We start from the raw sequence: 13003 nt of genomic DNA, 5'->3' as shown, positions 1-13003 counted from the left end.
TAGCGTATGAAATGCACAGTAGAGTCGGACTCTACTGTGCATTTTGCTATGCTTTTCTTTTTAGAAAGAGGAGGTAAAAGATGAAACGTACAAGGCTTATTACAGAAGGGGCAGTTTTGTTAGCTGTATATGCAGTTTTACTTTTAACGTTCTTGTATGTACCCGTTATAAGTATGGTTGCAATATTTGCACTGCCATTACCTTTTTTATTGTTTATGGTAAGATACCCGTTTTCTAATACATGCATGCTTCTTGGGGCGGCAATTCTTATTACTATTATTGTTAGTTCACCACTTAGTCTTGTGAATACATTTATGTCAGGCATAATAGGCATCTCTTTAGGATATATGTATAAGAAGAAAAAAGAGCCAGCGGAGATATTATTGGTAGGGACGCTTGTATATTTGCTTAATTTTGTACTAGTCTATGTAGCGAGTATACAATTTTTTAACATAGATTTTCTTAAGGAAATGCAAGATATGTTCAAACAAGGAATGGAACAAAGTGAAGAAATAATGAAGGCAGCGGGTGTGCCAATTAGCCAAGAGCAAAAAGATTTGTTAGGGCAATTCAGTGATATGCTACGAATTCTTTTGCCAAGTTTGTTTGTAATGGTTTCTTTAATATATTCTTGGATTACAGTATTAATAGCAGGTAATGTTTTAAAGAGATTGAAGTATACTGTAGCACCGTGGCCTAAGTTTAAGGATATGCAATTGCCAAAAAGCATTGTTTGGTATTATGTTGTATTCATTTTACTTTCAACATTTATGAAGGTTGAATCAGATTCATATGTATATATGGCATTTTCTAATCTATATGCCATCTTTTCATTGCTACTTTTATTCCAAGGTTTTTCATTTATAGCCTTCTTCGCGCATGCAAAAGGTTATGCAAAAGCTATTCCTATTCTCAGCTTTATCGTATGTATGATTATTCCAATGTTGTTTCCTCTAGTCACAATCTTAGGTATAATTGATTTAGGCTTTTCGTTACGTTTTAAAATACAATCAAAATAAGCGAGAACGAGAAATGAAACCAGCTCGGTGAAACTCTCATTACCAATCGTGCTTTTCGTTTTTTTGCATATAAATCACTGCAATGAAATGAAAGGAGACCCGCACTGATTTTCTCACTCTGTTTTCACTTGGCATGGGTGGGAAGAGAATCTGACCGTTTCTATGCATAGTTGGAGGCTTTCTCATACCTAAAAAGTAAGGTTTTATATCGGTTTTTCAATTTGTATTTATATAAAGTTTATTATGTGACGTAAGCTTTTAGTGGAAGTTTAACTTAGGGCGTTTAATTTGTTCAACTAGCTACTGATGGAAATTGAATAATTTCCTATTTGTGTTAGTTTTACTTTATAGGAGTTGGGTACATGCCTGAATTTTATAAGAGCCAGCGGTTTTTATATCCTGTTTATGTATTGGCATTTTTTATGTTTGTGCTTATTACCATTCTAGGTTATTTTCACTGGATAATGGGAATGGCCGCTTTTTTTATTTTTTGTATTGTTCTCTTTTTGGTAATTCGATTTGAGTTGGCCTTTCAGAGGAGTTTCGAAAAGTACACAACAGAAATGATTACAAGAGTAAAGAAAGTGAGCAATGAAGCGTTTAATCAAATGCCAATTGGTATTTTGTTATACAATAAGGATTATGGAATTGATTGGGCAAATCCTTATTTGTCTTCTTGTTTGGGGCAACACTCTTTAGCAGGATGGCATTTGTATGATGTGTCAGAAACGTTACTTCTCTTTATTAAAGGAGAAACAGCTGATGATATTGTATCTTTAAATAAACGTAAGTTTCGTGTGTTTGTAAGAAAAGAAGAAAAGTTAATTTACTTCTTTGATGTAACAGAGCAAACGGAAATTGAAAAAATGTACGAGGATCAACGTACAGTTCTCGCGATTATTTATTTAGACAACTATGATGAAGTTACACAAGGATTGGATGATCAATTACGTACGAACATCACGAGCTTGGTGACATCACGCCTAAATGAGTGGGCTCTCAAATACGGCGCATATTTAAAACGAGCTTCTTCGGAGCGCTTCTTCGTTGTGTTAAATGAAAGTATTTTGGCACAAATGGAGAAAGGAAAGTTTGATATTTTAGATCAAGTACGTGAGGAAACATCAAAACGAAATATTTCACTTACACTAAGTGTTGGTGTAGGATCGGGCGACTTATCTTTATCAGAGCTTGGGGCTATGGCTCAATCTGGCTTAGATCTTGCTTTAGGACGAGGTGGAGATCAAGTTGTGATTAAACAGGCAACAGGAAAAGTGAAATTTTACGGTGGTAAAACAAATCCGGTTGAAAAACGCACACGTGTACGTGCGAGAGTTATCTCGCATGCGTTAAAAGATTTAGTGTTAGAGAGCAGTAATGTTATTATAATGGGTCATCGGGCTCCTGATATGGATGCAATTGGAGCAGCCATCGGAATTTTAAAAGTAGCACAGTTAAATGAGCGTGAAGGATACATTGTATTAGACGAGAATGATTCTGATAAAGGTATTAAACGCTTAATGGATAAAGTGAAGCAAAATGAGGAATTATGGTCTCATTTTATTACGCCACAGCAGGCTATGGAATTTGCAACGGATGATTCATTACTTGTTGTTGTTGACACTCACAAACCTTCAATGGTGATGGAGGAAAAACTTTTGCATAAGATTGAAAACGTAGTTGTAATCGACCATCATCGCCGTGGTGAAGAATTTATTGAGGGTCCTCTTCTTGTGTACATGGAGCCATATGCGTCTTCGACAGCTGAACTTGTAACTGAGCTTCTTGAATATCAGCCAAAACGTTTGAAAATGACGATGTTAGAAGCAACAGCATTACTTGCAGGGATTATAGTGGATACGAAAAGCTTTACATTCCGGACAGGTGCCCGTACATTTGATGCAGCTTCTTATCTACGTTCGCACGGAGCGGATACAGTTCTTGTACAAGAATTATTAAAAGAAGACATGCAGCAGTATTTACGAGTTGCAAAAACGATTCAAAATGCTTACATTTATAAAAATGGAATTGCAATTGCAAAAGCAGAAGGCGATGAATATTATGATCAAATATTAATCGCACAATCAGCCGATACTTTGCTAACAATGACAGGAGTAATTGCTTCTTTTGTCATTGCGAAACGTGGGGAAACCTTCATTGGAATTAGTGGGCGTTCTTTAGGTGAAGTGAATGTGCAACTAATTATGGAAAACCTAGGTGGTGGCGGACATTTAACAAATGCTGCTACACAAATGCAAAATATAAAGGTCGATGAAGCTGAAGAAAAACTTCAAAGTGTTATTGATGATTATTTACAGGGAGGCACACAATCATGAAAGTAATTTTTCTAAAAGACGTAAAAGGTAAAGGTAAAAAAGGAGAAGTAAAAAACGTACCAGACGGTTATGCAAATAACTTCTTATTAAAACAAGGATTAGCTGCAGAAGCAACAAATAGTAGCATGAAAACATTAGAGGCGCAAAAGCGTAAAGAAGAAAAAGATGCAGCAGCTGAGCTTGAAAACGCGAAAAAACAAAAAGAAACTTTAGAAAAATTAACAGTAGAATTAAAAGCAAAATCAGGCGAAGGTGGCCGTTTGTTTGGTTCTATTACAAGTAAACAAATTGTAGATGCGTTGCAAAAGGCACACAATATTAAACTTGATAAACGCAAGTTCGAAATGGATGATGCAATTCGTGCATTAGGATATACAAATGTAACTGTGAAATTACATCCACAAGTAACAGCAACAGTAAAAGTTCATGTTCGTGAACAATAAAAATAAGTTAGGCAAGGAGGATTGCGTATGAGTGACGTGCTTGCTGATCGTACCCCTCCGCATAATATAGAGGCCGAGCAAGCGGTTTTAGGGGCGATTTTCCTCGATCAAGATGCGTTAACGTCGGCTTCAGAACTGCTGCTATCTGAATCTTTTTATCGGACAGCACACCAAAAGATTTTTGGAGTTATGCTTGAACTATCTGATAAAGGAGAACCAATTGATTTAGTTACTGCAACAGCAGCACTTGCTGACCAAGGTTTGCTAGAAGAGGTTGGTGGTGTTTCCTATTTAGCTGAATTAGCAGAGGCTGTTCCGACAGCTGCTAACGTAGAGTATTATGCACGTATTATTGCAGAAAAAGCACTTTTGCGTCGTTTGATTCGAACAGCAACTCACATTGTATCAGATGGTTATGAACGTGAAGATGATGTAGAGGGCTTGCTAAATGAAGCGGAGAAAAAAATATTAGAAGTATCACATCAAACAAATGCAAAAGCATTCCAAAATATTAAGGATGTTCTTGTAGATGCTTATGATAAAATTGAACTTTTGCATAATCAAAAAGGTGAAGTTACAGGGATACCAACTGGGTTTACTGAATTAGATAAGATGACAGCAGGATTTCAGCGTAACGATTTAATCATTGTGGCAGCCCGCCCTTCGGTGGGAAAAACGGCATTTTCACTGAATATCGCACAGAATGTGGCAACTAAAACAGATGAAAATGTAGCAATTTTTAGTTTAGAGATGGGTGCTGATCAACTTGTTATGCGTATGCTTTGTGCAGAAGGAAATATTGATGCGCAAAGACTTCGTACTGGCTCGTTAACTTCGGATGATTGGGCAAAGTTGACAATGGCAATGGGAAGTCTTTCGAATGCTGGGATATATATTGATGATACGCCAGGAATTCGAGTTAGTGAAATTCGTGCGAAATGCCGCAGATTAAAGCAAGAACAGGGACTTGGAATGATTTTAATCGATTACTTACAGCTTATTCAAGGTAGTGGGAAATCTGGTGAAAACCGTCAGCAGGAAGTGTCTGAAATTTCCCGTACATTAAAAGGAATTGCGCGTGAGCTACAAGTTCCTGTTATTGCCTTATCTCAGCTTTCTCGTGGTGTTGAATCTCGTCAAGATAAACGTCCGATGATGTCTGATATTCGTGAATCAGGAAGTATTGAGCAGGATGCCGATATTGTGGCCTTCTTGTATCGTGAGGATTACTATGATCGTGAAACGGAAAATAAAAACACGATTGAAATTATTATTGCCAAGCAACGTAATGGTCCGGTAGGATCTGTAGAGCTTGCATTCGTGAAGGAATTTAACAAATTCGTAAACTTAGAGCGACGTTTCGATGATGGACATGCGCCACCGGCATAGTAGAAGTATAAAAAAGAAACGCATTTCTTATAATAAGATGTGTTTCTTTTTTTTTTTATATAAGATAGGGCTTTTATCGTGCGAATAAAGAATTCTTACGAACGAAACCGATAAAAGGTAAAAAAATGTTCGTTTTTAAATTGACTTCTTTTTTCATTTTGGTACAATTATATTGTTTGAAAAGTTCGTTTGAAAATTGCGGAGGTGCTTTAATAATGTCTTCAGTAGTAGTTGTAGGAACACAGTGGGGCGATGAAGGAAAAGGTAAAATTACTGATTTTCTTTCTGAGCATGCGGAAGTAGTTGCAAGATATCAAGGTGGAAATAACGCTGGGCATACAATTGTTTTTGGCGGAGTTAAATATAAATTACACTTAATTCCATCTGGTATTTTCTATAAAGAAAAAATTTGTGTAATCGGAAACGGTATGGTAGTAGATCCGAAAGCATTACTTGTAGAGTTAAAATACTTACACGATCGTGGTGTAAGCACTGATAACTTACGTATTAGTAACCGTGCACACGTTATCTTACCTTATCACTTAAAACAAGATGAGTTAGAAGAAGAGAGTAAAGGCGATAACAAAATCGGTACTACGAAAAAAGGTATCGGTCCTGCATATATGGATAAAGCTGCTCGTATTGGTATCCGTATGGCTGATTTATTAGATCGTGAAGCATTTAAAGAAAAGCTTGAACGCAGTTTAGCAGAGAAAAATCGTTTATTTGAAAAAATGTACGATACAGAAGGTTTCAGTGTAGAAGAAATCTTTGAGGAGTACTTCGAATATGGACAACAAATCGCACAATATGTATGCGATACATCTGTCGTATTAAATGATGCATTAGATGACAACCGTCGCGTATTATTTGAAGGTGCACAAGGTGTTATGCTTGATATTGACCATGGTACGTACCCATTCGTTACATCTTCTAACCCAGTTGCTGGTGGTGTGACAATCGGATCTGGTGTTGGTCCTTCAAAAGTTAATCGTGTAGTAGGTGTGTGTAAAGCATATACAAGCCGTGTTGGTGACGGTCCATTCCCTACTGAACTTCATGATGAAATTGGTCATCAAATTCGTGAAGTTGGTCGTGAATATGGTACAACAACAGGTCGTCCACGCCGCGTAGGTTGGTTTGATAGTGTTGTTGTAAGACATGCACGTCGTGTTAGTGGTTTAACGGATTTATCATTAAACTCTATCGATGTATTAACGGGTATTCCAACTGTTAAAATCTGTGTTGCTTACAAATACAACGGAGAAGTTTTAGATGAAGTTCCAGCAAACTTAAACATTTTAGCAAAATGTGAGCCTGTTTACGAAGAGCTTCCAGGTTGGACGGAAGATATTACTGGTGTAAGATCATTAGATGAGCTTCCTGAAAATGCAAGAAAATATGTAGAGCGTGTTTCTGAATTAACAGGAATTCAATTATCTATGTTCTCAGTTGGTCCAGATCGTAATCAAACAAACATCGTTCGTAACGTATACGGTGGTTAATTAAGATAAAATGGATTTATTTAAGAAAAAACTCATGCTTACATGAGTTTTTTCTTATCTTTTGTAAAAAAAATATAAAAAAGTATTGCAAACATAAAAGTTCTTATGGTAAGATAACTCTTGTCGTCACGAAAATATGACGTTGGTGAGTACGAGCCATTAGCTCAGTTGGTAGAGCATCTGACTTTTAATCAGAGGGTCGAAGGTTCGAGTCCTTCATGGCTCACCATTTTATTTTTCGTGGCCCGTTGGTCAAGTGGTTAAGACACCGCCCTTTCACGGCGGTAACACGGGTTCGAATCCCGTACGGGTCATGTTATATATATATGTTTTGTGGTCCCGTGGTGTAGTGGTTAACATGCCTGCCTGTCACGCAGGAGATCGCCGGTTCGACCCCGGTCGGGACCGCCACTTTTGTTTATACCACCATTAGTGGTTTTATATATATGTTTTGGCTCGGTAGCTCAGTCGGTAGAGCAGAGGACTGAAAATCCTCGTGTCGGCGGTTCGATTCCGTCCCGAGCCACTCTCAGGATATTAAGTGGGCCCACTTAATATCCTTTTTATATTGTTCAATTTTACAAATGAGAGTAGTTATTTTACAATAGAATGAGAAGCCTCTAGCAGTTGAAGCTAGAGGTTTTTCTATAGATTATACAGCGTTCCATATGTAAGGGAACCATACATGATTCTATGAGAATAGAGGATAAAATACTCAAACAAGGGATAAAGTTGTATAGATATATACTATGTAAAGAATTGTGCATGTTTGAGGATGAATGACCATATTTTTATTAGGAGGAACTACACAATGATGGGAAAGAAAATCTTAGTCGTTGATGATGAGAAACCGATTGCGGATATTTTAAAATTCAATTTAGAAAAAGAAGGTTTTGAAATTGTCATGGCACATGATGGTGACGAAGCTATTGAAAAGGCAAACGAAGAACAACCAGATATGGTTTTACTGGATATTATGTTACCGGGGAAAGATGGATTAGAAGTTTGTCGTGAAATACGAAAAAGTTCTGAAATGCCAATTATTATGTTAACTGCAAAAGACTCTGAAATCGATAAAGTGTTGGGATTAGAGCTTGGTGCAGATGATTATGTAACAAAACCATTTAGTACACGTGAATTATTGGCACGTGTAAAAGCAAACTTGCGTCGTCATCAACAAGGTGGCTCAGCCGAAAAAGAAGAAAATACAGAAATGGTTATTGGACCAATTATAATTAATCCAAATGCGTACAGCGTAACAAAAAGAGATGAAAGCATCGAACTTACGCATCGTGAATTTGAATTACTTCACTATTTGGCGAAGCATTTAGGACAAGTTATGACACGTGAACATTTATTACAAACAGTTTGGGGATACGATTATTTTGGAGATGTACGTACAGTAGATGTAACAGTACGTCGTTTACGTGAAAAAATCGAAGATAACCCAAGTCATCCAACTTTAATTGTAACAAGACGTGGAGTAGGGTATTACTTGCGTGATCCAGAGCAGGAATAGTATATGAAGAAAGTTGGTTTTTTTCAATCGATTCATTTAAAGTTTGTGCTCATATATATGCTATTAATTTTGATAGCAATGCAGGTTATTGGTGTATATTTTGTTCGTGAACTGGAGAAAAGTCTCGTACAAAGTTTTAAGGATTCATTAACGCAGCAAACCAACTTACTGTCTTATAATTTGAAGCAAGAGTTTGCAAAAGAGCGTGAAAAAACAGATCCAACTTTAGAAGAGGCGCTTAAAACATCAATCACTGAATTTACTGCAGACCGTAAAAAAGATATCCAAGAAGTACGTGTTATTGATCCAAATAGGCGTCTATTAGCAATATCTAATCAATCTAAGCAAGGTATGGTAGGTAAAACAATAACAGACATAACAGTGCAAAGGGCTATTGTACAAAAAAAGGCTGAAGGTAAGATTGAGAAAGATGGAAATACGGGCCATCGTGTTCAAGTTATGGCTACCCCAATTGAAAACGATAAGGGGAAAATAATTGGTGTCATTCATATCGTTGCTTCGATGGAAGATGTCTATAAACAGATGAAGGATATCAATCAAATTTTTGCGACTGGGACAGTGATTGCTTTATTAGTAACGGCGGTTCTAGGTATTTTATTAGCCCAAACAATTACACGACCAATTTCAGATATGCGAAGACAAGCAATTGAAATGGCGAAGGGAAATTATTCCCGTAAAGTAAAGGTAAATAGTCATGATGAAATTGGTCAATTAGCATTAGCATTTAATAATTTATCTAAAAAATTACAACAAGCACGTTCTTCAACTGAAAGTGAGAGACGTAAACTTTCGTCCGTTTTATCTCATATGACAGATGGTGTAATTGCTACTGATCGAAAAGGGGATATTATCTTACTAAATGACCCTGCAGAGAAGATGCTAAATGTTTCGCGTGAGACGGCGTTAGATCAGTCAGTTTTAGACGTATTAGGTATTCAAGAGGAATTTACGCTCGATCATCTATATGAAGAGCCAGATTCTGTTTTATTAGATTTTAGTACACGAAATGAACCATACATCTTGCGAGCTAGTTTTTCCGTTATTCAAAAGGAGACGGGTAAACCAAATGGTTTAATCGCTGTATTATATGATGTGACCGAACAAGAGCGTATTGACCGTGAGCGCCGTGAGTTTGTGGCGAATGTATCACATGAACTGCGGACACCATTAACAACGATGCGGAGCTATTTAGAGGCACTTAGTGATGGTGCATGGCAAGATCCGAATATTGCACCGCAATTTTTAACAGTTACACAAGAAGAAACAGAAAGAATGATTCGACTTGTGAATGCCTTGTTGCAATTATCAAAGTTAGATAGTACAGAACATCGTTTAATGAAAGAGTGGGTAGACTTTACGGATTTCTTTAATAATGTTATTGATCGTTTTGAAATGTCAAAAGAACAAAATGTAATCTTTAAACGTTCATTCTCTAAGAAATCTAGATTTATTGATATGGATGCTGATAAAATTACACAAGTTTTATATAACATTATTTCGAATGCTTTAAAATATTCTCCTGAAGGTGGAACAGTAACGTATCGCCTGCGTGATCGAGAGGATATGTTAGAAATTAGTGTAAGTGACCAAGGAATGGGTATTCCAAAAGAAAATGTAGAGAAGATTTTCGAACGTTTTTATCGTGTAGATAAGGCTCGTTCAAGACAGATGGGTGGAACAGGCTTAGGTTTAGCTATTGCTAAGGAAATGATTGAGGCGCATGGTGGATCTATTTGGGCAAAAAGTGAGGAAGGAAAAGGGACAACGATTTACTTCACACTTCCAATGGCGAAGGAAGAAGAGGACGATTGGGAATGAATATGGAAAACTTTAAAACTATTGTCCTTATTAACTTAGTTGTCATTAGTCTGTTTCTTACTTTTAATTTATGGACGTATGTACCTGATTCTAATTCGATGCAAAGCACAAAGTTTGTCCAAGGAAATGCAGATGCATTAAAACAAGATGTTTCAAATGTAATTGTGCCATCTTCTATAATTGTTCATAAGGATAAGAAGCATTTTGTAAGTGAAAAGAAAGATAATATCGACTTGTTATATACAATTATCGAGAGAGGGGAATTGCACGATTTTAAGGATATTACGAACTCTATCCCTAAAGGTGATTTCCTCTCTTATGTGCACGAGGAAGGCAAGATTGAAATTGTCTTTCCAACAGAAGTTCCGTTTGATGCGATTAGGGGCGTATTAACAATTAAAGATAAGAAATTAGATATGTTTAATTTTGATCGTATTATTGTTGATCCTTCTAAAAGTCGTGATCAAAATATTGATGTGAATTTTGTTTCTTATAACAATCATAAAGTGTATAAAATGACATTAACAGGTGTGAATCTAAGAGACGTTATAAATGCACAAAATCAATTTTTAGCTTTGGCAAGACCATATTTTGCGTATGACATAAGTGATACGAAAAGAATATTCTTACCAGATGGTTCAACAGAAATGCAAGATTTAATGTATTTTGCGACAGACATGGGAGTAGAATCATTCAAAAATGCACTATTTAGTGATCCGCGTTATGTAACCCCTATGTCTAATGAATTAGAGGAAACTTATACGGATGGTATTCGCCTTATGCAAGTGAATAAGCAGAACCGAATGCTAACGTATACGAATCCATCTGTGGCTAGCGGTGCGCGCATGTATGGAAATCTCCTTATGCAAAAAAGTTTCGAATTTGTTAATAGTCATAGCGGCTTAACAGATGCATATAGATTTGATTATCTAAATTCCAAGGGGAAAACAAAGTTCCGTTTATATGAAGAAGATTTACCCGTATTTAATAGCGAAGGAATGACTACATTAACACAAGTATGGGGATCGGAAGAATTAATTAGCTATAAGCGACCATTATTTAATTTGTTAATCGATAAGGGTGAGGATAAAAAGACGGTACTTCCATCTGGATGGACTGTTATAGAATCATTACAAAAAAAATCGAATCTAGATAAAAAGTTAATTCAAGATATAGGAATTGGTTATAAATTAGTAACAGAAAATGGACCAAATGGGCCAAATGGACAAGTTGCCAGTGGAAACTTAAAGCCGATTTGGTATGTCGTTTATGGTGAAAATCATCAAGTGTTTGAGTGGAGTGAAGAAAAGGAGGGAGAGCTAAATGGACTGGAATCGGATTAAAACAATATTTATTGTTACCTTTTTTATTTTAGACCTCTTCCTCGTTTTTCAATTCATTTCAAAGCAGGATAGTAATCAATTAGACTTAATGGCAGAAACAAGGGTAGATCAACAATTAAAAGATGATAACATTACAGTTGGTGATTTGCCAAAAGAACCAAAGAAAGATTCTTTTATTACAGCGAAAAATAAGGAATTTAAAGAAGAGGATATACGTTCCTTAAAAAATCAAACAGTTACTTTACAAGATGCCAACACAATTGTAAGTAAATTAAAGGAACCATTGTTAAATGCAAAAACACTGTCTAAAGATAAATATAGTGAGTTTTTGAAAAGCTATGTATTAGATGGTCAGAAATATGAGTTTGGTAAAGCAGAAGCAACGAAAATCTATTTCTTTCAAAAGTATAAAGATAAGCCTATTTTCTATAATGATCATGGGATGATTGTTGTGGATATAAATGAGAAAGGTGAATTTGTTTCATATACACAAACAATGCTAACTGATTTGAAAGAGATGGGTGAGAATGAGAAAGCAAAAGAGCAAGAGATTATTACAGCTCAAACAGCTTTAGAAAATTTATTCTTTAAGAATGAAATAAAACAAAATACGCATTTTAAAGAAGCGCAGATTGGATATGCGACTCTCGTTACATCTTCTGCTTCTAATATGCAAGTGCTTGCTCCGACATGGAATTTAAAAACAGATCGAAAAGTAGATTATTTTGTGAATGCTATTGAAGGACAAGTTATTAAGTTAGGGAAAGAAAAGGAAAATGAAAAAATAATGGAGTGAGCAGAAATGAGTTTGCATTTTAGTGTGCTTGCAAGCGGCAGTACAGGAAATGCGCTATATGTAGGGACCGAGAAACAAAAATTGCTCATTGACGCAGGCTTGAGTGGAAAAGCGACAGAAGCTTTATTTAGGCAAGCTGAACTAGACATACAAGATATATCGGGTATTCTTGTCACGCATGAGCATAGTGACCATATTAAAGGTCTCGGCGTTTTAGCACGTAAATATCAGTTACCTGTGTATGCAAATGAAAAAACGTGGAGTGCTATGGAGCATTTAATTGGTAACATTCCAACCGATCAAAAATTTGTTTTCTCAATTGGTGATGTAAAAACATTTGGAGATATTGAAGTGGAATCATTTGGCGTTTCTCATGACGCTGCAGAGCCAATGTTTTATGCATTTCATCATAATGGTAGAAAACTGGCTCTTATTACAGATACGGGTTATGTGAGTGATCGTATGAAAGGTATCATTAAAGGAGCAAATGCATTTGTGTTTGAAAGTAATCATGATGTGGAAATGCTTCGTATGGGACGTTATCCATGGAGTATAAAACGACGCATTTTAAGCGATGTGGGTCACGTTTCTAATGAAGATGCCGCGCTTGCAATGACGGATGTTATCACAGATGAAACGAAACACATTTATTTAGCCCATTTGAGTTTAGATAATAATATGAAAGAATTAGCACGTATGTCTGTTGCGCAGGTGTTAGAGGAAAAAGGTTTCGCAGTTGGAGAAGCATTTGAGATACATGATACAGATCCAAAGGCACCAACGAAAATTCAATACGTATAATTCTTGGTTTTAG

At 36.3% G+C, this 13003-nt stretch carries 10 protein-coding genes and 4 tRNA genes; all 14 read left to right on the top strand.

What is annotated here, in order from left to right; all coding sequences use genetic code 11:
• Positions 1-80: 80 nt before the first annotated feature.
• Positions 81-1019 carry a YybS family protein gene (locus tag M014_RS0113140; protein ID WP_026592156.1) on the top strand — a complete coding sequence of 313 codons (939 nt, stop codon included), beginning with the start codon at positions 81-83 and terminating at the stop codon, positions 1017-1019.
• 362 nt (positions 1020-1381) lie between these two features.
• On the top strand, positions 1382-3355 hold the full coding sequence (locus M014_RS0113135; RefSeq protein WP_026592155.1) for a DHH family phosphoesterase: 1974 nt from the start codon (positions 1382-1384) through the stop codon (positions 3353-3355).
• The gene (rplI, locus tag M014_RS0113130; RefSeq protein WP_026592154.1) at positions 3352-3798 is read left to right on the top strand and encodes a 50S ribosomal protein L9; all 447 of its coding nucleotides are present in this window, start codon (positions 3352-3354) and stop codon (positions 3796-3798) included. Before M014_RS0113135 ends, rplI begins: the two co-directional genes overlap by 4 nt.
• A gap of 27 nt (positions 3799-3825) precedes the next feature.
• On the top strand, positions 3826-5187 hold the full coding sequence (dnaB, locus tag M014_RS0113125) for a replicative DNA helicase (protein ID WP_026592153.1): 1362 nt from the start codon (positions 3826-3828) through the stop codon (positions 5185-5187).
• 215 nt (positions 5188-5402) lie between these two features.
• Positions 5403-6692, top strand: coding sequence for an adenylosuccinate synthase (locus tag M014_RS0113120; RefSeq protein WP_026592152.1), 1290 nt, complete (start codon positions 5403-5405; stop codon positions 6690-6692).
• A gap of 153 nt (positions 6693-6845) precedes the next feature.
• Positions 6846-6921, top strand: a tRNA-Lys gene (locus M014_RS0113115).
• 13 nt (positions 6922-6934) lie between these two features.
• Positions 6935-7006: transfer RNA gene (locus M014_RS0113110), tRNA-Glu, on the top strand.
• Positions 7007-7027: 21 nt separating this feature from the next.
• Positions 7028-7103 (top strand) — tRNA-Asp (locus M014_RS0113105).
• A gap of 42 nt (positions 7104-7145) precedes the next feature.
• Positions 7146-7218 (top strand) — tRNA-Phe (locus M014_RS0113100).
• Positions 7219-7503: 285 nt separating this feature from the next.
• Positions 7504-8211: a cell wall metabolism DNA-binding response regulator WalR gene (walR, locus tag M014_RS0113095; protein WP_026592151.1), complete on the top strand. Its 708-nt coding sequence runs from the start codon at positions 7504-7506 to the stop codon at positions 8209-8211.
• Positions 8212-8214: 3 nt separating this feature from the next.
• Positions 8215-10050, top strand: coding sequence for a cell wall metabolism sensor histidine kinase WalK (gene walK / locus M014_RS0113090; RefSeq protein ID WP_026592150.1), 1836 nt, complete (start codon positions 8215-8217; stop codon positions 10048-10050).
• Complete coding sequence (locus M014_RS0113085) at positions 10047-11393, top strand: YycH family regulatory protein (protein WP_026592149.1); 1347 nt, start codon at positions 10047-10049, stop codon at positions 11391-11393. The genes walK and M014_RS0113085 overlap by 4 nt, the downstream gene beginning before the upstream one ends.
• A complete protein-coding gene (locus M014_RS0113080; protein ID WP_026592148.1) occupies positions 11374-12189 on the top strand; it encodes a two-component system regulatory protein YycI in 816 nt (271 codons plus the stop codon). Before M014_RS0113085 ends, M014_RS0113080 begins: the two co-directional genes overlap by 20 nt.
• 6 nt (positions 12190-12195) lie before the next feature.
• Entirely contained in the window at positions 12196-12990 is a 795-nt protein-coding gene (locus tag M014_RS0113075) for an MBL fold metallo-hydrolase (protein WP_026592147.1), read from the top strand.
• Positions 12991-13003 lie beyond the last annotated feature (13 nt).

This window comes from Bacillus sp. UNC437CL72CviS29, from assembly GCF_000482345.1.
In the GTDB taxonomy this organism is placed as follows: domain Bacteria; phylum Bacillota; class Bacilli; order Bacillales; family Bacillaceae_G; genus Bacillus_A; species Bacillus_A arachidis.
The sequence above is the reverse complement of the archived record's forward strand: the minus strand, read 5'-3'. Positions and strand labels throughout refer to the sequence as shown.

Excerpts from the sequence above, each read along its gene's own strand:
- M014_RS0113140 (WP_026592156.1), top strand. The coding sequence starts at position 81 with ATGAAACGTACAAGGCTTATTACAGAAGGGGCAGTTTTGTTAGCTGTA.
- M014_RS0113135 (WP_026592155.1), top strand. The coding sequence starts at position 1,382 with ATGCCTGAATTTTATAAGAGCCAGCGGTTTTTATATCCTGTTTATGTA.
- rplI (WP_026592154.1), top strand. The coding sequence starts at position 3,352 with ATGAAAGTAATTTTTCTAAAAGACGTAAAAGGTAAAGGTAAAAAAGGA.
- dnaB (WP_026592153.1), top strand. The coding sequence starts at position 3,826 with ATGAGTGACGTGCTTGCTGATCGTACCCCTCCGCATAATATAGAGGCC.
- M014_RS0113120 (WP_026592152.1), top strand. The coding sequence starts at position 5,403 with ATGTCTTCAGTAGTAGTTGTAGGAACACAGTGGGGCGATGAAGGAAAA.
- walR (WP_026592151.1), top strand. The coding sequence starts at position 7,504 with ATGATGGGAAAGAAAATCTTAGTCGTTGATGATGAGAAACCGATTGCG.
- walK (WP_026592150.1), top strand. The coding sequence starts at position 8,215 with ATGAAGAAAGTTGGTTTTTTTCAATCGATTCATTTAAAGTTTGTGCTC.
- M014_RS0113085 (WP_026592149.1), top strand. The coding sequence starts at position 10,047 with ATGAATATGGAAAACTTTAAAACTATTGTCCTTATTAACTTAGTTGTC.
- M014_RS0113080 (WP_026592148.1), top strand. The coding sequence starts at position 11,374 with ATGGACTGGAATCGGATTAAAACAATATTTATTGTTACCTTTTTTATT.
- M014_RS0113075 (WP_026592147.1), top strand. The coding sequence starts at position 12,196 with ATGAGTTTGCATTTTAGTGTGCTTGCAAGCGGCAGTACAGGAAATGCG.